This is a genomic window from Nonomuraea sp. NPDC049419, assembly GCF_040676995.1.
In the GTDB taxonomy this organism is placed as follows: domain Bacteria; phylum Actinomycetota; class Actinomycetes; order Streptosporangiales; family Streptosporangiaceae; genus Nonomuraea; species Nonomuraea salmonea.
Genome location: NZ_JBFAQB010000015.1, coordinates 22,850 through 44,384, shown reverse-complemented (window position 1 = coordinate 44,384; position 21,535 = coordinate 22,850). Strand labels below are relative to the sequence as shown.

At 72.5% G+C, this 21,535-nt stretch carries 18 protein-coding genes; 10 read left to right on the top strand and 8 right to left on the bottom strand.

Annotation, left to right across the window (positions count from 1 at the left end):
- The first annotated feature begins 289 nt into the window (after window positions 1-289).
- Window positions 290-1,951, top strand: coding sequence for a 2-succinyl-5-enolpyruvyl-6-hydroxy-3-cyclohexene-1-carboxylic-acid synthase (gene menD, locus AB0K12_RS33690; RefSeq protein ID WP_364570423.1), 1,662 nt, complete (start codon window positions 290-292; stop codon window positions 1,949-1,951).
- Window positions 1,952-1,966: 15 nt separating this feature from the next.
- On the opposite strand, the gene AB0K12_RS33685 is transcribed toward menD, so the two are convergent.
- Together AB0K12_RS33685 and AB0K12_RS33680 are read right to left on the bottom strand one after the other, a co-directional pair.
- Complete coding sequence (locus tag AB0K12_RS33685) at window positions 1,967-2,860, bottom strand: 5'-3' exonuclease (RefSeq protein ID WP_364570871.1); 894 nt, start codon at window positions 2,858-2,860, stop codon at window positions 1,967-1,969.
- Between the two features lie 176 nt (window positions 2,861-3,036).
- Window positions 3,037-4,233: a SpoIIE family protein phosphatase gene (locus tag AB0K12_RS33680; RefSeq protein ID WP_364570420.1), complete on the bottom strand. Its 1,197-nt coding sequence runs from the start codon at window positions 4,231-4,233 to the stop codon at window positions 3,037-3,039.
- A 142-nt stretch (window positions 4,234-4,375) separates the two neighbouring features.
- Here AB0K12_RS33680 and AB0K12_RS33675 point away from each other — a divergent pair, with 142 nt between their 5' ends.
- The 6 genes from AB0K12_RS33675 (at window position 4,376) to AB0K12_RS33650 (ending at window position 9,025) form a co-directional block, all read left to right on the top strand.
- Window positions 4,376-5,485, top strand: coding sequence for a Xaa-Pro peptidase family protein (locus AB0K12_RS33675; protein ID WP_364570417.1), 1,110 nt, complete (start codon window positions 4,376-4,378; stop codon window positions 5,483-5,485).
- A gap of 5 nt (window positions 5,486-5,490) precedes the next feature.
- Window positions 5,491-6,258: a protein phosphatase 2C domain-containing protein gene (locus tag AB0K12_RS33670; RefSeq protein WP_364570414.1), complete on the top strand. Its 768-nt coding sequence runs from the start codon at window positions 5,491-5,493 to the stop codon at window positions 6,256-6,258.
- Between the two features lie 62 nt (window positions 6,259-6,320).
- Window positions 6,321-6,722: an ATP-binding protein gene (locus AB0K12_RS33665; RefSeq protein WP_364570411.1), complete on the top strand. Its 402-nt coding sequence runs from the start codon at window positions 6,321-6,323 to the stop codon at window positions 6,720-6,722.
- Between the two features lie 87 nt (window positions 6,723-6,809).
- Entirely contained in the window at window positions 6,810-7,676 is an 867-nt protein-coding gene (locus AB0K12_RS33660; RefSeq protein WP_364570408.1) for a terpene synthase family protein, read from the top strand.
- Between the two features lie 258 nt (window positions 7,677-7,934).
- Complete coding sequence (locus AB0K12_RS33655) at window positions 7,935-8,528, top strand: ATP/GTP-binding protein (protein ID WP_364570405.1); 594 nt, start codon at window positions 7,935-7,937, stop codon at window positions 8,526-8,528.
- A gap of 23 nt (window positions 8,529-8,551) precedes the next feature.
- The gene (locus AB0K12_RS33650) at window positions 8,552-9,025 is read left to right on the top strand and encodes an Lrp/AsnC family transcriptional regulator (protein ID WP_364375983.1); all 474 of its coding nucleotides are present in this window, start codon (window positions 8,552-8,554) and stop codon (window positions 9,023-9,025) included.
- Window positions 9,026-9,140: 115 nt separating this feature from the next.
- Here AB0K12_RS33650 and AB0K12_RS33645 read toward each other — a convergent pair whose 3' ends face one another.
- The 6 genes from AB0K12_RS33645 to AB0K12_RS33620 are packed head-to-tail and all read right to left on the bottom strand — an operon-like array spanning window position 9,141 to window position 15,766.
- On the bottom strand, window positions 9,141-10,109 hold the full coding sequence (locus tag AB0K12_RS33645) for a BadF/BadG/BcrA/BcrD ATPase family protein (RefSeq protein WP_364570401.1): 969 nt from the start codon (window positions 10,107-10,109) through the stop codon (window positions 9,141-9,143).
- On the bottom strand, window positions 10,106-11,368 hold the full coding sequence (locus AB0K12_RS33640) for a 6-phospho-beta-glucosidase (RefSeq protein WP_364570398.1): 1,263 nt from the start codon (window positions 11,366-11,368) through the stop codon (window positions 10,106-10,108). Before AB0K12_RS33640 ends, AB0K12_RS33645 begins: the two co-directional genes overlap by 4 nt.
- A complete protein-coding gene (locus AB0K12_RS33635; RefSeq protein WP_364570396.1) occupies window positions 11,365-12,273 on the bottom strand; it encodes a carbohydrate ABC transporter permease in 909 nt (302 codons plus the stop codon). Before AB0K12_RS33635 ends, AB0K12_RS33640 begins: the two co-directional genes overlap by 4 nt.
- Window positions 12,270-13,199, bottom strand: a complete 930-nt coding sequence (locus tag AB0K12_RS33630) for a sugar ABC transporter permease (protein WP_364570393.1) — start codon at window positions 13,197-13,199, stop codon at window positions 12,270-12,272. The genes AB0K12_RS33635 and AB0K12_RS33630 overlap by 4 nt, the downstream gene beginning before the upstream one ends.
- Window positions 13,200-13,209: 10 nt before the next feature.
- The gene (locus AB0K12_RS33625; protein ID WP_364570389.1) at window positions 13,210-14,535 is read right to left on the bottom strand and encodes an ABC transporter substrate-binding protein; all 1,326 of its coding nucleotides are present in this window, start codon (window positions 14,533-14,535) and stop codon (window positions 13,210-13,212) included.
- Window positions 14,536-14,557: 22 nt separating this feature from the next.
- On the bottom strand, window positions 14,558-15,766 hold the full coding sequence (locus tag AB0K12_RS33620; RefSeq protein WP_364570386.1) for an ROK family transcriptional regulator: 1,209 nt from the start codon (window positions 15,764-15,766) through the stop codon (window positions 14,558-14,560).
- 313 nt (window positions 15,767-16,079) lie between these two features.
- On the opposite strand from AB0K12_RS33620, the gene AB0K12_RS33615 reads away from it, so the two are divergent.
- The 3 genes from AB0K12_RS33615 (at window position 16,080) to AB0K12_RS33605 (ending at window position 21,362) form a co-directional block, all read left to right on the top strand.
- On the top strand, window positions 16,080-18,272 hold the full coding sequence (locus AB0K12_RS33615; RefSeq protein ID WP_364570383.1) for an ATP-binding domain-containing protein: 2,193 nt from the start codon (window positions 16,080-16,082) through the stop codon (window positions 18,270-18,272).
- 520 nt (window positions 18,273-18,792) lie between these two features.
- Window positions 18,793-20,613: an apolipoprotein N-acyltransferase gene (gene lnt / locus AB0K12_RS33610; RefSeq protein WP_364570380.1), complete on the top strand. Its 1,821-nt coding sequence runs from the start codon at window positions 18,793-18,795 to the stop codon at window positions 20,611-20,613.
- Window positions 20,610-21,362, top strand: a complete 753-nt coding sequence (locus AB0K12_RS33605; RefSeq protein WP_364570377.1) for a polyprenol monophosphomannose synthase — start codon at window positions 20,610-20,612, stop codon at window positions 21,360-21,362. Before lnt ends, AB0K12_RS33605 begins: the two co-directional genes overlap by 4 nt.
- Window positions 21,363-21,535: the final 173 nt, after the last annotated feature.

Here is a 21,535-nt window from a genome sequence, read left to right as displayed (position 1 = left end):
TCGTGACGCGTTCCCCCGTGGTCTGCCGGACCGCGCGGCTTCCCGGGCAGACCGTCAGGTCCCACCTGCCGTCGCCGGCCCCGGCCCGCACGCGGCTTCCCGACCGGCCCCTCAGGTCCGGTGTGCCGGCGCGCACACTGCCTTCCCGGTGGATCGGCTGGTGCCGGGTGCCGTGGTGGGTGGTGGCGGGGTTATGGGCGGTTCGCCGTCCCTCGGTGAAATTTCGTGATTTGTCGTCATTTGAGATTGAATCTCCCCAGTGGCTTCGCCGGAAGCAGGAGGCGTCCCGTTGAACCCCGCTACCGCGCTGGCCACGGTGCTGGTCGATGAGCTGGTGCGCTGCGGCCTGACCGACGTGGTCCTGGCGCCGGGCTCGCGTTCCGCACCGCTGGCCATGGCGCTGCACGCCGAGTCACGGGTGCGCCTGCACGTCCGCATCGACGAGCGCTCGGCGTCGTTCCTGGCGCTGGGGCTCGCCAAGCGCTCCGAGCGGCCGGTCGCGCTCATCTGCTCGTCCGGCACCGCCGCCGTGAACTTCCACCCGGCCGTCGTCGAGGCCGCCGAGTCGGGCGTGCCGCTGCTCGTGCTGACCGCCGACCGCCCGCCCGAGCTGCGCGGCACCGGCGCCAACCAGACGATCGACCAGCTCAAGCTGTACGGCTCAGCGACCCGCTGGTTCGCCGAGGTCGGCGTGCCCGAGGACCGTCCGGGCCAGGTCGCCTACTGGCGTTCGCTGGCCTGCCGCGCCTACCAGCGCGCCGCGGGGGCGGGCAATCCGGGCCCCGTCCACCTCAACCTGGCCTTCAGGGAGCCGCTGATCCCCGACGGCGACACCGAGTGGTGCGAGCCGCTCGACGGCGGCGCCAACGGGCCGTGGGTGCGGGCCAGGGTCGCGCCCCCGCCCATCGCCCTGCACCTGCCGCCGACCAGGCGCGGCGTGCTCGTGGTCGGCGACGGCGCCGCCAACGTGCGCCGCTACGTCGCCGCGGCCGGCATGGCGGGCTGGCCGGTGCTGTCGGAGCCCAGCGGCGGCGGCCGCTACGGCGACCACGCCATCTCCACCTACCACTACCTGCTCGGCACGCCCGAGTTCGCCGACAGCCACCGGCCCGACGTCGTGGTCACGCTCGGACGTCCCGGGCTGTCGCGCCCGCTGCTGTCGTGGCTCGCGCGGGCCGGCGAGCACATCGTGGTCGCGCCCGACCTCGACCGCTGGCCCGACCCGGCCCGCTCGGCCACCCAGGTGGCGCAGGCCGTGGAGATCCCGGTCGCCTCCGGCGACGACAGCTGGCTGCACGCCTGGCGGCAGGCCGACCTCGCGGTGAGGTCGGTCATGGACGAGGTGCTCGACCTGACCGGCACCAGCGAGCCGCGCCTGGCCAGGGACCTCGTCGACGCGCTGCCGAACGGCGCCCTGCTGTTCTGCGGGTCCTCGATGCCGATCCGCGACCTCGACCAGGCGATGCGGCCCAGGCGGGGCATCCGGTTCATGGCCAACAGGGGCGCTTCGGGCATCGACGGGCTCGTGTCCACCGCCATGGGGGCCGCGCTGGCGCACAACGGGCCCTCGTACGCGCTGATGGGCGACCTGTCGTTCCTGCACGACCAGAACGGGCTCATACTCGGGCCCCGCGAGCCGCGGCCCGACCTGTGCCTGGTCGTGGTCAACAACGACGGGGGCGGCATCTTCTCGCTGCTGCCCCAGGCGGCGGTGCGGGATCCGTTCGAGCGGGTCTTCGGCACGCCGCACGGGGTGGATCTCGGGTATGTCGCAGCCGCCACCGGCACGCCCTACACGCTCGTCTCCGACGTCGGTGAGCTGCCCAAGGCGCTGCGGGGGGAGGGGCCGCGCATCGTGGAGGTGCGTACGGACCGGGAGGAGAACGCGCTCGTGCACGCCCGCCTGCGCGAGGCCGCCCAGGACGCCGTGCGGGCCTTCCTCAGCGCCTGAGCCTCCCTCGGCGGGTCACTTGGCGAGGGCGTCGAGGAGGCGGTTGAGCGGGCCGTCGATGCCCCAGCGGTCGGCCAGGGCGACCAGGGCCTCCGCGTCGCGGGGCTTGGACGGCAGCGCCAGGTCGGCGTCGGGCAGCGGCGCGTCCTTGGCCACCTCGACCACCTCCGGGGCGACGCGCAGGTAGTCGCGGGCGGCGGCCAGGCGGGTGCGGCTGCCGGCCGGGAAGCCGTCGGTCTCGCCCGCGTCGAGCGCGTCGAGCAGCCCGGCGAGCGAGCCGAACCGGGTGATCAGCGCGGCGGCGGTCTTCTCGCCGACGCCGGACACGCCGGGCAGGCCGTCGCTGGGGTCGCCCCGCAGGGTGGCGAAGTCGGCGTAGGAACGGCCGGGGATGCCGTATTTGGCCGTGACGAACGCCTCGTCCGCGATCTGCAGGTTGCGGATGCCGCGCGCGGTGTAGAGGACGCGGACCGGGCGGGAGTCGTCGACGAGCTGGAACAGGTCGCGGTCGCCGGTCACGATGTCGACCGCGCCGCCGGCCTGGGCGGTCAGGGTGCCGATCACGTCGTCGGCCTCGTAGCCGGGCGACTCGAGGCGGGCGATGCCGAGCGCGTCGAGCACCTCCTGGATGACCGCGATCTGCGGCACCAGCGCCTCGGGCACCACCTCCGTGTTGCCGTGCGCCACCCGGTGCGCCTTGTACGTGGGGATCGCCGCCACCCTGAACGCCGGCCGCCAGTCGGCGTCCATCGTCGCCGCGAGCTGGTCGGGCGCGTATTGGCGGACGAGGGTGGCGATCATGTCGATGAGCCCGCGCACGGCGTTGACGGGCGACCCGTCGGGCGCCTTGATCGACTCGGGGACGCCGTGGAAGGCGCGGAAGTAGAGGGACGGGGTGTCCAGAAGCATCAGCACGGACCCATGCTGCCACCCCGCACCGACATCCCGCCCACCCCAGCTCACAGGCCACACGGCCCGCCGCTCGAAGCCCCGCGACGCCTGCTGCCCGAAGGCCCGCACGGCCCGCCTTCCGACGGCCCGGCCTCGCGAAGCGTCTTCCCGCAACCGGCCCCGACGGCCGGTGCTCAGGCGTCGAGGATGCCGACCGCGACGAGGCAGGCGTCGTCCTCCGGGTTCGGGCCGCCGATGTCGGTCAGGAGGGCGTCCAGGCCGTCGTCCAGGTCGTGGGCGGACAGCCGGCGGGCGGCGGCCAGCACCAGGTCCAGGCCCACGTCGATGTCGCGGACCCGCCGCTCGACCAGCCCGTCGGTGAACATCAGCAACAGGTCGCCGGGCAGCAGCCGGGTGGTGGCCAGCTCGTACGGGCTGCCGGACGCCGCCCCCAGCAGCACCCCTCTGGGCTTGGCGAGCTGGCTGGCCACCCCTTCGCGTACCAGGATCGGCGCCAGGTTCCCCGCCTGCCCCCAGGCGAACACCCGGGTCGCCGGGTCGAGGTGGCCCACGATCGCGGTGGCGGTGGTGTCCTTGAGCTGGTGCATGACCAGGTCGTTCAGCCAGTCGAGCAGCCGGTTGGCGGCCTGCCCCGTCATCGCCAGGCCGACCAGGGCGTGGCGGAGCTGGGCCATCCGGGAGATCGCCGGCAGGCCGTGCCCTGAGACGTCGCCGATGGTGAGCAGCAGCCGGCCGTCGGGGGCGGGCGCGGTCTCGAACCAGTCGCCGCCCAGGTTCGCGGTCTTCTCGGCCGGCACGTACCGCACGGCGACCCTGGTGTGCGGCAGGTCCAGGCAGCCGACCGGCGCGGGCAGGATGGCCTCGCGCAGCGCCAGCATCACGTGCCGTTCCTCGGCCGCCTGCTCGCGGGCCTCCAGGAGCTGGCGGCGCGACTCGGAGACCATGCGCTCGGCGCGGCGGCGGCCGGTGATGTCCTGGATGACGCCGTGCATGCCGATCGTGCCGCCGGGGCCCGGCAGGGGTTCGAGCACGACGCGCAGATCCCGTACGTCCCCGGCGTCGCGGCGGATGCGGAACTCCGCCTGCACCGGCTCGACGCCCTGCACCACCGACCACAGCAGCCGGTCGAGCGTGGCCACGTCGGCGGGATCGACGTGCTCGGCCAGGTCGGGCAGCGCGATGGGACCGTCGTCGGGGTCGCGGCCGAAGATCACGTAGACCTGCTCGGACCAGGTCGTCTCGCCCGTGTGCAGGTGCCACTCCGCCCAGCCCATGTTGCCCAGCCGCTGGGCGTGCGCCAGCCGTACGGCGAGCATCTCGGCCTCGCTCTCGTGCCCGAGCAGCTCGGCCGCGCCTATGACGTCGACCATGGTCTCACTCTCGAAGCGCAGGGAACTGGACAATTGGCCCCACAATACGTGATCGACCGTGAACGTGGAGTAGCCATGAGATGCGGCGTGGTGAGACCTTTTCGCGGATTTTAGGCGGTGCACGTACGAGTAGATTGGGCCTGTGACGTCCTCAGATCTGTATCCCGTGTCCCGTCTCGCCGCCGTCCAGGAGGCCACCGCCAAAGCCGGCCTCGACGCCCTGCTGCTCACGCCGGGGCCCGACCTGCGTTACGTCAGCGGCTACGACGCCAAGCCGCTGGAGAGGCTGACGTGCCTCGTGGTGCCGGCCTCGGGGGAGGCGTACATGATGGTGCCCCGTCTCGAGCTGCCCGCCGCCGAGGCGTCGCCGGCGTCCAGGCTGGGGCTGGAGTTCGTGGCGTGGGACGAGACCGACGACCCGTACGCGATCGCCGCCGCCCGCCTCGGCCGCCCGGCCAAGGTGGGGCTGGCCGACCGCATGTGGGCCATGTCGTCGCTGCGCTTCCGCGAGGCGCTCCCCGGCACCGAGCAGGTGCTGGCCGGCAGCGTGCTGCGGGAGCTGCGGATGCGCAAGTCGCCCGCCGAGGTGGCGGCGCTGCGGCAGGCCGGCGAGGCCATCGACGGCGTCCACCGGCAGGTGCCCGGGCTGCTGCGCGCCGGGCGCACCGAGCGCGAGGTGGCCAGGGACATCGCCGAGGCCATCCTCGCCTCCGGCCACGCCACCGTCGACTTCGTCATCGTCGCCTCCGGCCCCAACGGCGCCAGCCCGCACCACGACGTGTCCGACCGGGTCATCCAGGCCGGCGAGCCCGTCGTGGTCGACATCGGCGGCGCGCTGCACAACGGCTACTGCTCCGACTCCACCCGCACGTACAGCGTGGGCGAGCCGCCGGCCGAGTTCGCCGCCTACTACGAGGTGCTGCGCCAGGCCCAGGACGCCGCCTGCCGCGCGGTGCGGCCCGGCGTGTCGTGCGAGTCGATCGACGCCGCCGCCCGCGACGTCATCGCCGCCGCCGGCTACGGCGACCACTTCGTCCACCGCACCGGGCACGGCATCGGCATCGAGACGCACGAGGAGCCGTACATCGTGGCCGGCAACGGCGAGCCGATGGAGCCGGGGTTCGCCTTCTCCGTCGAGCCCGGCATCTACCTGCCCGGCCGTCACGGCGCGCGCATCGAGGACATCGTGGTCTGCACCGACGGCGGCTACGAGCGGCTCAACAACACGCCGCGCGAGCTGGTCGTCGTCTGACGGGCGTGTTCCAGCAGGTCGCGTACGCCACCAGGCCCGGCTCCGCGCGTCCCAACGAGGACCTCGTGGTCGCCGGGCCGTCCTGGATCGCCGTGCTCGACGGCGCCACGGCCGCGCCCGGCGTCGACAGCGGGTGCGTGCACGACGTCGCCTGGCTGGTGGGGCGGCTCGGCGGCGCGCTGGCCGCCGAGCTGTCCCGCGACGCCCCTGATCCGCTCGCCGTGGTCCTGGAACGCGCCGTCGAGGCCACCGCCGCCGCCCACGCTCCCTCCTGCGACCTCGCCAACCCCGACTCGCCGTCCGCCACCGTGGCGCTGGTGCGGGTGCGCGAGCGGCTGGAGTACCTCGTGCTCGGGGACTCGCCGGTCGTGCTCTCCCTGGCCGGGGGCGGGGTGCGGGTGGTGTCGGACGACCGGCTCGAGCGGCTGCCCGGCGGGCGGCCGTACAGCGTGGAGCTGGTACGCCGGCTGCGCAACGCGCCCGGCGGGTTCTGGGTCGCCGCCGCCCGGCCCGAGGCCGCCCGCCAGAGCGTCACCGGCGACCTTCCCGCCCGTGACGTGCGCGGGGCCGGGGTGTTCACCGACGGGGTGGCACGGCTCGTCGACTGGTACGGGTGGCGCTGGGAGACCGTGCTCGGCCTGCTCGCCGGGCGCGGGCCGGACGCGGTGATCTCCGCCGTGCGGGCGCTGGAGAGCGAGCGGGGGCCCGTACGCGGGAAGCGCCACGACGACGCCACCGCCGCCTGGGGGCTGCTGCGCCGGCCCGCCTGCTGAGGTGGTGTATCAGGTGCTCGCACCGCCGCTCTGGGATGGCGAGGGCGGCGGAGGGAGTTCGCATGTTCGTCGGCAGGACGCGGGAGCTCGCTCTCCTGCGCGGGGAGCTGCACGCGGCCCTTGCGGGGGCCGTCAGGATCGTGGCCGTCGAAGGGCCGGAGGGGATCGGCAAGACCGCGCTCATCCATGAGGCCCTGCGCTCTTCGACGCCTGGCGGGGAGTCGGGCGCAAAGGGCGTCAGCACGTCGGCGGTGAGCGGCGCGGGAGGCGTCAGCACGCTGGCGGTGAGCGGCTCGGTGCGCGGTCGCGGGCCGAGCGGTGTGCGGACGAGCGGCAAGATCTATACGAAACTCGGCGTCGGCTCCCGCGTCGCCCTGACCGCGAAACTTCACGCGGCTGGCTTGGGGGAGAGGCGAACGCGCCCGCCCGGCCAGGCAGCTGATACCTTGATCGATACCGCATGATCATGAAACAATTGCCGTGACAGGTGCATATCCAGGGGAAATGGGGGTCGTCGGGCATGATCCGCGAGCCGGTCGAGCGGCCCTAGGATGCCGGGCGACGAGCTGGACGAGGCGTTCGAGCTCGGCGAGACGTGCGCAATGGCCGCCGAATGCGGGAGAGATCTGCGGCGGTGCGCCGAAATGTACGGCGGGTTGTTCCCCGCTGCCGCTTTCACCACCGACCTCATCCACGCCCTGACCTTGTCCACCGCGTTCAGCGCCCCCTGGGCCGGCGCCCACCGGCTCAAGGTCGTCAACCGGGCCGCCCTGTGGGTCCTCGCGGTGGACAGGATCGTCGACCACACCGCGCTCACCCGCTCCCACGTCGACCGCCTGACGATGGAGTGCCTGGACGTCGCGCGGGGCGCGGCGCCGCGCTCGGCGGTCTCGCGCTTCCTCGCCGACCTGCGCGACGAGCTGGGCACCGTCAAGGAGTTCGGCGACCTGCAGGGCATCTGGGCCGACCAGCTCGCCCGCATGCTGGAGGGCATGGCGCGGGCCTGGGCCTGGCGGGACGCGCATGCGACGCCGTCACTGACCCACTACGTCGAGAACGCCGACGGCCGCGGCTCCTGCTTCGTGGACCTGTGCCACTGGATCTACACGGCCGACGACTGGTCGAAGGCCCACCTGGAGGAGCTGCGCGCGGTCAGCCGGCAGGTGCAGCGCTACCTGCACCTGCTCGGGGACGTCGTGACGTACCGGCGGGACCTGAGCTGGGGCGACCTGAACGTGCTCGCGCTGGGCGTGGAGCGCTCGCAGGTGACGGCCGCGATGGCCGAGCTGGTCCGCAGGGCGCAGGAGCTGATCGAGCCGGTACGGGCCCACAGCCCCCGCACGGCCTTCTACCTGCACAGACAGCTCGGCTTCCACGCCGGCTTCACCGGCGTTTCGGGCTTTCCGCCGCCAGAGTAAAGTACTCGTCTGAATACATGACAGACAAACTTGACTCTTTGCCTGTTAGATCGCCGAATAAGCGGGCGTCCCGTCACAAACCGTGACATTTTCATTCTTGTAAAAGATTGCGGCTTGAGTGGAAAATGTGGCGTTGCTAGGGTGTCTCGATGCCAGGCATGTGGATCGACCTTCACAGCTTTCCTTGACAGGTACCACTGACCACGGCACCTCAGGGGCTGGGTCGCGCATGCGCGGGAATTGTACGGGCGGTGCTGGATGGAATTCGGTCGCTCAGACCGTTGGCGGCTGCCGACAGCGATCAAGATCTTGATCGCCGGGGGCTTCGGCGCGGGCAAGACCACCATGGTCGGTGCCGTCTCCGAGACCAGGCCACTGCGCACGGAAGAGGCGCTCACCCAGGCGGGCACGCACATCGACGACCTGTCGGGCGTGGAGCGCAAGCTCACCACCACCGTGGCGATGGACTTCGGGCGCATCACGATCCGCAACGACTACATGCTCTACCTGTTCGGTACGCCGGGCCAGGAACGGTTCTGGTTCGTCTGGGACGAGCTGGCCATGGGCGCGCTCGGCGCCGTCGTGCTGGCCGACACCCGCCGCCTCGACGACTGCTTCCCCGCCGTCGACTACTTCGAGAAGCGCGACCAGCCGTTCATCGTGGCGCTCAACCAGTTCGAGGGCACCAGCCCCTTCACCGTCGGCGACGTGCGCTCGGCCGTCGGCCTGGCGGCCGACATCCCGATCGTGCGCTGCGACGCCCGCCGCCGCGATTCGGGCAAGGAGGTGCTCATCACGCTCGTCGAGCACGCGATGCGCAGGGGAGCGTCCCCGGTCGGGACCATGTCGTGACCATGACCGGCTACCTTTGACCGATGGAGGAGATCGACCGCCGCATCGTCACGCTGCTGGCCCGTGACGGCCGCATGAGCTTCACCGACCTGGCCAGGGAGACCGGGTTGTCCGTCTCGGCGGTGCACCAGCGCGTACGCCGCCTGGAGAAGCGCGGCGTGATCCGCGGATACGCCGCGATCATCGACCACGACGCGGTGGGGCTGCCGCTGACCGCGTTCGTGTCCATCAAGCCGATCGACCCCGCCGCGCCCGACGACGCCCCCGAGCGGCTGGCCCACCTGACGGCCATCGAGGCCTGCCACAGCGTGGCCGGCGACGAGAGCTACATACTCAAGGTGCGGGTGGCCTCGCCGGTCGCGCTTGAGGACCTGCTGCAGCAGATCCGCGCCTCGGCCAACGTCTCGACCCGCACCACGGTCGTGCTCAGCACCCCTTACGAGCACCGCGCCCCCGACGTCGCGGGCGAGCCCCCGATGGCCGCCGAAGGCGCCTGACCGGCCGCAGGGCGACCCAAGGCCGCAGGGCAACCCCAGGCGGCAGCGCTTCCCCCCCTTGGCCGCAGCGCCGTCATGAGAGCCTCAGGAGCGTCCCCCGAACCCCGGATCGGCCTCAGCGAGGACCGTAGGCCGTGGACAGCGCCGTCAAGGCCCCCTTGGCGGCGCCCAGCCGTTCCAGGCCCAGCAGCGCCGCCCCCAGGACCGGCGGCCGGTCGGCCACCACCGGCTCGGCGTGCGGCGCCCGCAGCGCGAACCCCGCCTCCAGCAGCTTCGTCATCAGCGGGTCGCGCGCGGTCAGCAGCCCGCCGCCGAGCACCACCTCCACGGGTGTCTCCAGCAGCCCGAGCCGGCGCAGGCACACCTCGGCCAGCACGGTCACCTCCTCGGCCTGCCGCTCGACCAGCTCCCTGGCCACCGGGTCGCCGTCGCCGGCCGCCGCCAGCACGCCGGGCGCCAGCTCGTGCAGCCGGTCGCCGCCGACCAGCCCGAAGTGCACGGCCAGCACCAGCTCCTCGACCGTGGCCGTGCCGAAGTGCGAGGTGACGAGGCGGGCCAGCGCGGTGGGCCGGCCCCGGCCGTCCTCGGCGCGTACCGCATGCCACAGCGCCTCCTCGCCGAGGTCCTGCCCACCGCCCCAGTCGCCGCTGAGCCGCCCGAGGGCGGGCAGGCGGGCCACCGCGCCGGACGGCGCGACGCCGACGGCGTTGATCCCGGCCCCGCACACCACCGCCACCCCCCACGGCCCCGACGCGCCGGCCCGCAGCAGCGCGAACGTGTCGTTGCGCACCACCACGTCCGCCGCCAGCCCTCTGGTGGCCAGCTCGGCGGCCAGCGCCTCCTCCTCGACCGGCAGGTCCGCCCCGGCCAGGCAGGCCGACACGTGGGCGTACCCGTCGCGCGGCACCCCGGCGGGCAGCGCGGCCAGCGCCGCCGCGATCACGTCCACGGCCGCCGCCACGCCGTCGCGCTGCGGCGCGAACCCGCCCGCGCGGCCCGCCCCCAGCACCTCGCCGTGCTCGGACACCACGGCCACGTCGGTCTTGCTGTTGCCGCCGTCCACGGCCAGCACGAGCCGGCTCACCGGGACGCCGTCCACGGCAGGTGCGCGCGGTTGGCCGCCAGCAGCAGCCCGGCCAGCTCCTCCGCGGTCTCGTCCTGCCCGATGAGCGGATGGGCGAGCAGCGCGTCACGCACCCGGTCCGCGCCGCCGTGCAGGGCCGCGTCCAGGGCCAGCGTCTCGTACGCCGACACGTGCGCGATCAGCCCGGCGAACAGCGGCTCGACCGGCGGGACCGGCAGTGGCACGGCCCCTGCGGCGGTGACGGCGGCGGGCACCTCGATCACCGCCTCGTCGCCGAGGAACGGCAGCGTCCCGTCGTTGCGCACGTTCACCACCTGCGTGTCGCCCCGGTCGCCGAGCAGCGAGGCGATCAGCGCCACCGCCGCCTCGGAGTAGAAGGCGCCGCCGCGCTCCGACAGCAGCTCGGGCTTGGTGACCACGGCGGGGTCGGCGTACAGGGCGAGCAGCCGCGCCTCCATGTCCGCCACCTCGGCCGCCCGTGACGGCTTGGAGCGCTGCTCGCGCACCACCGCGTCGTGGGCGTAGAAGTAGCGCAGGTAGTAGGAGGGGACGACGCCGAGCCGCCGCAGCAGCCCCGGACGCAGGCCGAGGCTCTCCGCCAGCTCGTCGCCGTGCTCGCGCAGCAGCGCGGGCAGCACGTCCGCGCCGTCGAGGAGCACGGAACGTTCCCAGGTGAGGTGGTTCAGCCCGACGTGCCCGAGCGACACGCGGGCGGGGTCGGCGCCCAGCCAGGCGGCGAAGCGGCGCTGCAGGCCGATGGCCACGTTGCACAGCCCGATCGCGCGGTGCCCGGCGTCCAGCAGCGCCCTGGTGACGATGCCGACCGGGTTCGTGAAGTCCACGATCCACGCGTCGGCGGCGACGGCGCGGACGACGTCGGCGATCTCCAGCACCACCGGCACCGTGCGCAGCGCCTTGGCCAGCCCGCCCGCGCCCGTCGTCTCCTGCCCCACGCAGCCGCAGCGCAGCGGCAGCGTCTCGTCCACGTCGCGGGCCGCCTGCCCGCCCACCCGCAGCTGGAACAGCACCGCCCGCGCCCCCGCCACGCCCTCCTCGACCGAGGACGTGGCGAGCGTCCGCGCCGGGTGCCCCGCGTGCGCCAGCATGCGCCGCGAGACCCCCGCCACCAGGTCGAGCCGCTTCGCGTCGGGGTCGATCAGCGCCAGCTCCGTCACCGGCAGCTCGTCACGCAGCCGCGCGATCCCGTCCACCAGCTCCGGCGTGTACGTCGAGCCGCCCCCGACCACCGCGATCCTCAACCCTTCACTCCCGTCAACGTCACGCCCTCGATGAAGACCCGCTGGGCGAAGAAGAACACGATGATCACCGGGGCGGTCACCAGCAGGGTGGCGGCCATGGTGAGGTTCCACTGCACGCTGTGGAACGCCTTGAACGTGGCCAGGCCGAGCGACAGCGTCAGATTCTCCTGCTCGACGCCGGCGTACAGCAGCGGCCCGTAATAGTCGTTCCAGCAGTAGAAGAACTGGAACAGCGCGACCGCCGCCACGGCGGGACGGGCCATCGGCAGGATGACCCGCAGCAGCGTCCTGAGGTCGGAGCAGCCGTCCACCCTGGCAGCGTCGGTGTAGTCGCGCGGGATGGTGAGCAGGAACTGCCGCAGCAGGAAGATCGAGAACGCGTCGCCGAGCAGCAGTGGCAGGATCAGCGGCCACAGGCTGTCGGTGAGTCCGAGCCGCGCCCACACCAGATAGACCGGCACCGCCACGACCTGCGGCGGCAGCATCATGGTGGTGACGACCAGCAGGAACGCCGCCCGCCTGCCGCGGAAGCGGAACCTGGCCAGCGCGTAGGCCACCGGCACCGACGACACCACGGTGAACAGCGTGCCGAGCGCCGCGTACAGCAGCGTATTGCCCGCCCACCGCAGCAGCATCGACTTCTCGAAGACGAGCGCGACGTTCTCCCAGTTCCACTCGCGCGGCCACAGGTCACTGGTCAGCGCCTGCTCGTCGGTCATCAGCGCGGTCAGCGCGATGAAGGCGATGGGAGCGAGGAACATCAGCGCCAGCGCCACGGCCAGCGCGTGCGTGGCGATCCACACCAGCACCCGCCGCCGGCGCGCCCTGAGCCCGGCGCGGCGGGCGCCGGGCGCGCCGGGGCTCCCCGGGGCGGGGCGATGCGGCGCGGTCATCGTGGCGCTCATGACACCTCCTCGGCCCGGCGGAAGTGCCGCAGCAGGATCAGCGTGAAGATCATCGACGTGGCGAACAGCAGCAGCGCGAGCACGCAGGCGTAGCCCATGGTGTAGTCGCGGAATCCGGCGTGGAAGAGCCACTGCGGCAGCGTGAGCAGCGACTCGTCCGGATAGCCGGGGGTGAACGAGCTGCCGGGCGAGTCGGTCGCGCCCGAGGCGACCCGGGAGGCGATCATCGCCTGGCTGAAGTACTGCAGGGCGTAGATGACGTTCGTGACCAGGGCGAACATCAGCACGGGCGCGATCGTCGGCAAGGTGACGCTGCGGAACTGCCGCCAGGGGCCGGCGCCGTCGATGGCGGCGGCCTCGTACAGGTGCCTGGGGACGTCCAGCAGCGCCGCCATGAAGATCACGGCGAGCTGGCCGCAGCCCCACAGCGACAGCAGCGTCAGGCTCGGCTTGGCCCAGCCGGGGTCGCCGAACCAGTCGGGCCCCTCGATGCCGAAGACGGCCAGCACCTGGTTCATCGGCCCCGTCGAGGGGTTCAGCAGGAACACGAACGTGATCGTCCCGGCCGCCATGGGCACCAACGAGGGCAGGTAGAAGATCGTCCTGAACAGGCCGGTGCCCGCCTTCAGCCGCACCACGAGCTGGGCCAGCGCCAGCGCGAACAGCACGGTCGCCGGGACCATGATGAGCACCAGCCACAGCGTGTTGGCCGCCGAGGTCGGCACCCGCGGGTCCTGCAGCAGGTAACGCCAGTTGTCCAGGCCGATGAACTCCAGCGTGTAGAGGTCGTAGCGGTGGAAGGAGAAGTACACCGTCGACAGCAGCGGATAGACGAAGAAGATCGACACGCCGGCGAGCCACGGCGCGAGCCACACCAGCGCGCGCAGTCCCTCGCCGTGCCGCCGCCGCAGCGGTACGGAGGTCACGGCGGCCACCTCAGCCCCCGGACAGCTTCAGCTTGTCGTCGATGACCTTGTCCACGGCCTTGAGCCCGGCGTCCAGGTCCGGTACGTCGCCCTTCTCCCACTTGACGGCGAAGGAGGAGAACGCCTCCTGGTTGAAGACGCTGTTGACGTTCGCCGGCAAAGTCGTGGTCTTCGGGTGGGCGAAGATGCCGAGGAAGGTGGCGAAGTTCGGGTCCTTGGCCAGATCGGGCGACTCCATCGACGCCTTGGTCGTGGGGACGTTGCGCAGCGCGTTCGACAGCGTCACCAGCGACTCGGTGTCCGTCGTCAGGTGCTTGACCAGCTCCCAGGCGTGCTGCGGGTGCTCGGCGCCCTTCGGCACCCCGATCACCGTGCCGGCGGTGAAGCCGCTGCCGTACAGGTCGGGGCGGTCGTCGGCGACCGGCAGGGGGGCGGTGCCGTAGTCGAGGTCCTTCGCCTCATTGGCGATCATGGCGTTGCGCCACTCGCCGTCCAGCACCATCGCGACCTTGCCCTTGTAGAAGGGGTGCTCGGCGCTCCACTCGTCGCCGAGCCCCTTGCGGAAGCGGTCGAGCTTGTCGTGGCCGTACCAGTCGACCAGCTCCTTCTGCCAGATCAGCAGCTTCTTCCAGGCCGGGTCGGAGCCGATGGCCGAGGTGCCGTCGTCGTTGTACCACTTGGCGCCGACCATCGGGCCGAGGTGGCTCATGCTGTTCTCGTAGTACTGGACGCTCGGGATGAATCCGGCGACCTTGATCTCGCCCTTGTCGTCGCGCACGGTCAGTTTCTTGGCCAGCGCGGTCAGCTCGCTCAGGGTCTTCGGCGGCTGCTCGCCCTTCATCAGGGCCTTGTTGTAGTAGAGGCCGTACGCGTCGGCGAGCAGCGGCAGCGTGCACTGCCTGCCTTCGTAGGCGGTGTAGGACCGCGCGACGGCGGGCAGCACCGACAGGTCGACGCCGTCCTGCTCGATGACGGGTGTGAGGTCCTGGAACGATCCCGACCTGCACCACTGTGCCACGTTGTCGGTGGTGAACGAGGCCGCCACGTCGGGCGCGTCACCGCCCCTGATGGCCTGGGTGATCTGGTCGTCCTGGACGCCCTTGACGGCTTTGACGGTGATCTGCGGGAACTTCTTCCTGAATCCGGCGATGGCGTCCTCGAACGCCTTGACCTCGGCGTCGGTTGAGAAGCCGTGCCACAGCTCCAGCGTGGCGGGGGAGAGGGCCTGAGAAGCGGAGCTCGAAGGGCGGGCGCCGAGCGACGGGCCCGCCTCCTTACCGGCGGTACACGCGGTCAGCGCCAGGGCTGCGGCGACCGCAAGAGGGACGAAGCGCACGGGGGGTGCCTCCTGCCATCCATCATGACGGGACGGTTGAACGGAACACCTCGTCGCGGACGGCGGCGAGGCCGAGGTCGAGTGCGCCGGCGAGCACGGGGTTGCCCTCGACACTCGACAGGCGGACGGGGGGCTGGGGGATGGTCAGCGCGTGCAGCTCGTGTTCGACCAGCTCGCGCAGGGTCTCGCCGCCCGGCAGCACCACGCCGCCGGTCAGCACGATCAGGCCGGGATCGACGACCGAGGTGATGGCCGCCAGGCCCACGGCCAGGCGGGCGGCGACGTCGCGCAGCCCGGCCCTGGCGTCTTCGGCCTTCTTCCCGGTGCCGGCCGCCGCGCGTACGGCGCCCGCGACGGCCTGGCGGAAGTCGGAGCCGCGCACGCCGTACGAGCGCAGCAGCTTGAGCACGGCAGGGCCGCCGGTCAGCGCCTGGTAGCCGTGGTTGGCGTAGCGGCCCGCCTCGCGGGCCGTCGGCGCGCCGGGGGTCGGCATGTAGCCCACCTCGCCCGCGCCGCCGGTGGCGCCCCGGTGCATGCGCCCGCCGAGCACGATGGCCGAACCGATGCCCTCGTCGGCCCACAGCAGCACGAAGTCCTGCCGGCCGCGCGCCGCGCCGTGCGCCTGCTCGGCCACCGCCACCAGGTTGACGTTGTTCTCGACGTCCACCGGCGCGCCGAGCCCGGCGCTGAGCGTGGGCACCAGGTCCGGCAGCTGCCAGCCCGGCACGTCCTTGGCGGCGGCGTAGCCGAGCCTGCCGGTGGCCGGGTCGATCGCGGCCTGCACGCCGATCACCACCCTGCTCACCACCCGGCGCGGCTTGTCCGGCGGGTTCGCGCCCCTCAGTGCGGCGGCCAGCCGGTCGACCAGCTCGCCGTGCGGCCTGCGCGGGGTGGGCAGCACGTGCTCGCCGACGACCGTGCCGGTGATGTCGGCCACCTTGGCCTCGATGCGGGCGGGGGTGACGTCGAGAGCGGCCACGTACGCGGCCTCCGGGTTGATCCGGTAGACCTCGGCCGTACGGCCCGGCAGGCCCTCCCGCACGCCGTCCTGCACGACCAGCCCCGCCTGCTGCAACCTGAGCAGCAGCTGGGAGGCCGTGGGCTTGGACAGGCCGGTGAGCGCGCCGATCTCGGGCCTGGTCAGCGGGCCGCGCTCCAGGAGCGCCTGCAACGCCGCGCGATCATTGATGGCACGTAGCAGACTGGGGGTTCCCGGAACCGGGCCGCTCACGGCGTCTCCTTCGCTTGGGTTAGGAAACTTTCCTAACTCGCGATGACCATAAGAAGACCCTGGCGAGACGGTCAAGAGGTGAAACCAAGACGTGACCAGGAAAGGGGGAAAGTGACGAGACTGCAACAGCAGGCGTGCTAATGTCGGCGTTTGTCGCAACAACAAGCAGAATGGCCCGGAGTGTCCCATTAACCACATTAACGGTCAGGCGGCAACGCGTCAAACCGAACTGGCAAAAGAGCAGGCGTACGTCACCCGCCTCTACGACCGCCTCGACACCCTTCGCGAGCGCACCCAGCGGCAGCTCAAGGAGGTGCTGGCCGCAGGAGCCGTCGGCACGATGCAGAACAGGTCGGAGCGCGACACGTTCGCCGACATGTACGCCTCGCGCCTCGCCAGGCTCTGGGCGGTCGAACGCGGTCTCGCCTTCGGCCGGCTCGACCACGTCGACGAAGGCCGCCTCTACATCGGCAAGATCGGCATGACCGACGACGACCAGCGCCGCCTGCTCATCGACTGGCGGGCCCCCGTCGCGCAGCCCTTCTACCGCGCCACCCCCACCGCCCCCATGGGCGTCACCCGCCGCCGCCACCTGCAGACCAGGGGCCGCGACGTCATCGGCGTGGACGACGACCTGCTCGACCTCGACGCGCTCACCGACGACGACCGCGCCACGCTCAACGGCGAGGCCGCGCTGCTCGCCGCCCTCGACGAGCGGCGCACGGGACGCATGCGCGACATCGTCGCCACCATCCAGTCCGAGCAGGACCGCGTCATCCGCAGCGACCTCAACGGGGTGCTGGTGGTGCAGGGCGGACCGGGCACCGGCAAGACCGTCGTGGCCCTGCACAGGGCCGCATACCTGCTCTACACCCACCGCGAGCGCCTCGAGCGGCGCGGCGTGCTCATCCTCGGCCCCAACCTCACCTTCCTGCGCTACATCGAGCAGGTGCTGCCCTCGCTCGGCGAGACCGACGTGCTGCTGTCCACGGTCGGCGAGCTCTACCCCGGCGTCACCGCCACCAGGCGCGACCGCCCCGAGGTGGCCGCGCTCAAGGGCGACGCGCGGATGGCCGACGTGATCGCCAAGGCCGTACGCGACCGGCAGCGCGTCCCGCGCAAGCCGATCGAGCTGCAGGTCGGCCGCATCACGCTCACCATCGACCGGCAGATGCTCGACAACGCCAAGAACAAGGCCGGCCGCTCGCGCCGCCCCCACAACCAGGCCCGCGCCGTGTTCGTGCGCTCGCTGCTCACCGCGCTCGCCAGGCAGCAGGCCCGAAAGATCGGCAAGGGCCTCATCGACGACGACGAGCTGGCCGACCTGCGCGAGGACCTGCGCACCGAGCCGGTCGTCAAGGCCGCGCTCAACCGCCTGTGGCCCTACCTGACCCCCCAGGGCCTCCTGCTCGGCCTGTACGGCTCCGCCGAGCGCCTCGGCCACGCCGCCTCCGCCCTCACGCCCGAGGAACGCCGGCTGCTGCGCCGCGACGGCGGCGAGTGGACCGAGTCCGACGTCCCGCTCCTCGACGAGGCCGCCGAGCTGCTCGGCGACATCGACGAGCAGGTGCTGCGCGCCACCGCCATGCAGGCCGAGGAGGAGCTGGCCGCCGCCAGGCGGGCCGCCGAGAACGAGCGCGAGGCCGAGCTGGCCTACGCCCGCGAGGTGCTGGAGCTCACGGGCCTGTCCGACGTCATGGAGGCCGAACGGCTCGCCGAGCGCCAGCGCGGCGACGGCCCCTACCTCACCACCGCCGAGCGCGCCGCCGCCGACCGCACCTGGGCCTACGGGCACATCATCGTGGACGAGGCCCAGGAGTTGTCGCCGATGGCCTGGCGGGCCGTCATGCGGCGCTGCCCGACCCGGTCCATGACCATCGTCGGCGACATCGCCCAGACCGGCTCGGCGGCGGGGGCCCGCTCCTGGGCCGAGGTGCTCGACCCGTACGTCGCCGGGCGCTGGCGCCAGGAGCAGCTGACCGTCAACTACCGCACCCCGGTCGAGCTGATGGACGTCGCCGCCCGCGTCCTGGCCACCATCGACCCCGGGCTGCAGGCCCCCCTGTCCGTCCGCGAGGCCGGCACCCGGCCCTGGTCGGCGCCGCTCACCGCGCTGCCCGAGCTGGTCGCCGCCGAGGCGGCCGACGGCGGCAAGGTGGCCGTGGTCGCGCCCGACGACCTGGTGCCCGAGCTCGGCGCCCGGCTCGCCGCCGCCGTGTCAGGCGCCGCCGTCGTCACGCCGGGGGCCGGGCGGGGCAGGGGCACCGAGGCGCTCGACGCGCGCGTGGCCGTCATGGGGGTGGCCGACGCCAAGGGGCTCGAGTTCGACTCCGTCATCGTCGCCGAGCCCGACCTCATCGCCGCCCAGTCGCCACGCGGGCCGAGTGACCTGTATGTTGCTCTCACGCGTGCGACGCAACGGCTCGGGGTCGTCCACGAGCGCCCGCTGTCGCCCGCGTTGCGGGACTTGCCAAGCCGCTCGCCGGAGCCCGCTAATGGCCTTTGACCTGCTTTGAAGCCACCGGTCAAACATGTCCTAGCTGCGAAAACTTGATGTTTCTGCTGATCGGGACACGGTTGACATCTGAGGTGGAGTCGGTAGTTTGCTGCGCAGTCCAGCACGGGACTTGGCCGGTTGGCCGTCTCTGACATCGCCGGATCCTGCGTCCGTGACGGAGCCCGACTCCGTCCACACAGCCAGGTGCAGGGCCGTCGGTCCGTCGAGTCGGGGCACCCCAACCGGGCGGGGGGTTGGACCCGGGACGGGTCCGGGAGCCCAGTAGACAACGGAATTCCGCGCTCGCCGCCGACGAGACGGGTCCGGTCCGAAGGGTTTCCGGGCCCTCTTCCCGTTCCCGTGCTCCAGGACCGCCGACGCGCCGGGTGGTCCCGCCTTATCGCCGCGGGACCGCCCTGCCGTCTTTCCCCTTCTTCGATCTTCTGCGGGGTGTGCCGACCTGAGTGCGGCCCGAGGGCGGTAGCGTTTTCGCAAGCAGGCGTTTGCGAGGTGGCGAGGAGACCCCGGAGTGGTTCAGGACCGAACGAATCTCACGCCCGCGTCCGGGCGGGTCTCTACCAGCACGCCCACCGACGGCACGACCCCCGCCTCCGCGTCGGCCGAGGAACCCGCCTCCTCCGCGACCCGCGCTCCCGCCCCCGCTTCAGGGCAGCCGGCCGCGGAGCCCGAGACGCCCGCCTCAGGGCTGTCCGGCGCGCAGCCAGAGACCGCCGCTTCCGAGCGGCCCGCCGCGGAGTCCGAGGTGCCCGCCGAGCCGCAGCCCGCGGCGTCCGGCGAGGCTCCGTCCGGGCCGGGCGTGCCGGCGCGTAAGGAGAGCCGGCGGGTGCTGGGCGCGCGGATCGTGGCGGCCGCGGCCGGCGGTTTCGCGCTGTTCCTCGCGTTCCCGCCGCTCGACTGGTGGCTGTGCGCGCCGCTCGGCATCGGCCTGATCGCCGCCTCCATCCACGGCACCCGCCCCCGCCGCGCCGCCTGGATCGGCTACCTCGCGGCGGCGGTGTTCCTGCTGCCCACCGTCGCCTGGGTGCGCACGATCGGCGACGACGTGTGGATCATGCTGGTCGCCACCGAGAGCTTCTTCTATGCCGCCATGGCCGCGCCGGCGGCGCTGGTGTTCCGGCTGCGCGCCTGGCCGCTGTGGTTCGGCGGCCTGTGGGTGCTCATGGAGTGGGCGCGCGGCCTGGTGCCCATCGGCGGGTTCCCGTGGGCGCGGGCGGCCTTCAGCCAGGGCGAGTCGCTGTTCACGCCGTACGCCGCGCTCGGCGGCGCGCCGCTGGTGTCGTTCGCGGTCACGCTGTGCGGCGCGCTGCTGGCCTACGCGGTGCTCAACCGCCCCGCGAGGGCGGTGGCCAGGGCCGTGCCGGTCGGGCTGGCGGTGGCCGTGCCCGTGCTGGGGCTCGCGGTGCCGAGGTTCGGCGACGAGGGCCGCTCGATCAACGTCGGCGTCGTGCAGGGCAACGTCCCCGGCCGCGGCATGTACGCGCTCGGCGACGAGCCCGCCGTCGTGCTGCGCAACCACGCCGGCGAGACCAAGCGCCTGGCCCAGGCCGTACGCGACGGCAAGCTGCCCAAGCCCGACATCGTGGTCCTGCCGGAGAACTCCACCGACATCGACCCCTACCGCGACCCGTACGCCCGCCAGATCATCCACGACTCCGTGCAGGACGTCGGCGTGCCCACCCTGGTCGGCGCGGTCGTGGCCATCGGCGAGGAGAACCGCGCCACCCGCAGCCTCGTCTGGGACCCGGTCACCGGCCCCGGCGCCTACTACGACAAGCAGCACCTGGTGCCGTTCGGTGAGTACACCCCGTTCAAGGAGATCGTGCTGGCGCTGTGGGAGCGGGCCGGCCTCGTCGGCCGCCAGTCGATCGCCGGCACCGAGCCGGGCGACCTGAAGATGGGGCCGGTCACCATCGGCGCCGTCAACTGCTACGAGGTCGCCTACGACGACACCGTGCGCGGCACCGTGCGCGCCGGCGGCACCCCGCTCGTCGTGCAGACCAACAACGCCAGCTACGCCCTGTCCAACCTGCCGTCCCAGCAGCTCGCCATGTCGAAGCTGCGCGCGGTCGAGCACAACAGGGCCGTGGTCACCGCCGCCACGACCGGGATCTCCGCGTACGTGACGCCTGAGGGTAAGGTCTCCTGGCAGACTCGCGAGCTTGTCGCTGACATGAACGTGGTCAAGGTGCCCGTACGCACACAGGAGACAATCGCCACAAAGGTGGGCGCTCTTCCTGAATGGGCATTGATGGTGATGGGAGCGGCGGCGGCTGGGTTCGCCGCGTGGCGTGGCAGGCGGCGAGGCGATCGGATGAGGAACGACGGATGATGGAGAGTCTCGGCCGGGTGCTCGTCGTCGTGCCGACGTACAACGAGCGCGACAACCTGCCGGCGATCGTCCGGCGCGTACGCGCGGCCGTGCCCGAGGCCCATGTGCTGGTCGCCGACGACAACAGCCCCGACGGCACCGGCGAGGTGGCCGACACCCTCGCCGCCGACGACGAGCAGGTGCACGTGCTGCACCGGCCGGGCAAGCAGGGGCTGGGCGCCGCCTACATCGCCGGGTTCCGCTGGGGGCTCGACGAGGGCTTCGACGTCCTGGTCGAGATGGACGCCGACGGCTCGCACCAGCCGGAGGAGCTGCCGAAGCTGCTTGAGGCGCTGGCCGAGGGCGCCGACCTCGCCATCGGCTCCCGCTACGTGCCCGGCGGCAAGGTCGTCAACTGGCCGCAGCGGCGTGAGCTGCTGTCCAAGGGCGCCAACATCTACACGCGGGTGATGCTCGGCCTGCCGGTCCGCGACGCGACCGCGGGCTTTCGCGCCTACCGCGCGGCCACGCTGGAGAAGGTGGGCCTCGCCGGCGTCGAGTCGCAGGGCTACTGCTTCCAGGTGGACCTCACGCTGCGCACGTCCCGCCATGGGCTGCGGGTGGTGGAGGTGCCGATCACGTTCGTGGAGCGGACGGTCGGCAAGAGCAAGATGAGCGGCAAGGTCATGTCCGAGGCGCTGTGGCGGATCGGCATGTGGGGCGTCACCGGGCTCCCCAAGCGCCTCAAGGGCGGTGGCACCCGCGACTAGCCCGGGGTCGGGGTCGGGGTCGGGGTCGGGGGCGGCGGCGTGCGGCCCGGCGTTTGAGGACGGTGGCGCGCGGCCGGCGGCGTCCCGCCCGGGTGCACAGGCCGGCGTGCGGCCCGGCGTTTGAGAGACGGTGGCGGGCGGCCGGCGGAACGCTTCGAGGGCGCCGGGCGTTG

Bases quoted from the DNA above. Each gene is read 5' to 3' on its own strand.
- AB0K12_RS33665 (WP_364570411.1), top strand. From the start codon at position 6,321: ATGTTCGTCGGCAGGACGCGGGAGCTCGCTCTCCTGCGCGGGGAGCTG.
- AB0K12_RS33605 (WP_364570377.1), top strand. From the start codon at position 20,610: ATGATGGAGAGTCTCGGCCGGGTGCTCGTCGTCGTGCCGACGTACAAC.
- AB0K12_RS33635 (WP_364570396.1), bottom strand. From the start codon at position 12,273: ATGAGCGCCACGATGACCGCGCCGCATCGCCCCGCCCCGGGGAGCCCC.
- AB0K12_RS33655 (WP_364570405.1), top strand. From the start codon at position 7,935: ATGGAATTCGGTCGCTCAGACCGTTGGCGGCTGCCGACAGCGATCAAG.
- AB0K12_RS33685 (WP_364570871.1), bottom strand. From the start codon at position 2,860: ATGCTTCTGGACACCCCGTCCCTCTACTTCCGCGCCTTCCACGGCGTC.
- AB0K12_RS33680 (WP_364570420.1), bottom strand. From the start codon at position 4,233: ATGGTCGACGTCATAGGCGCGGCCGAGCTGCTCGGGCACGAGAGCGAG.
- AB0K12_RS33660 (WP_364570408.1), top strand. From the start codon at position 6,810: ATGCCGGGCGACGAGCTGGACGAGGCGTTCGAGCTCGGCGAGACGTGC.
- AB0K12_RS33650 (WP_364375983.1), top strand. From the start codon at position 8,552: ATGGAGGAGATCGACCGCCGCATCGTCACGCTGCTGGCCCGTGACGGC.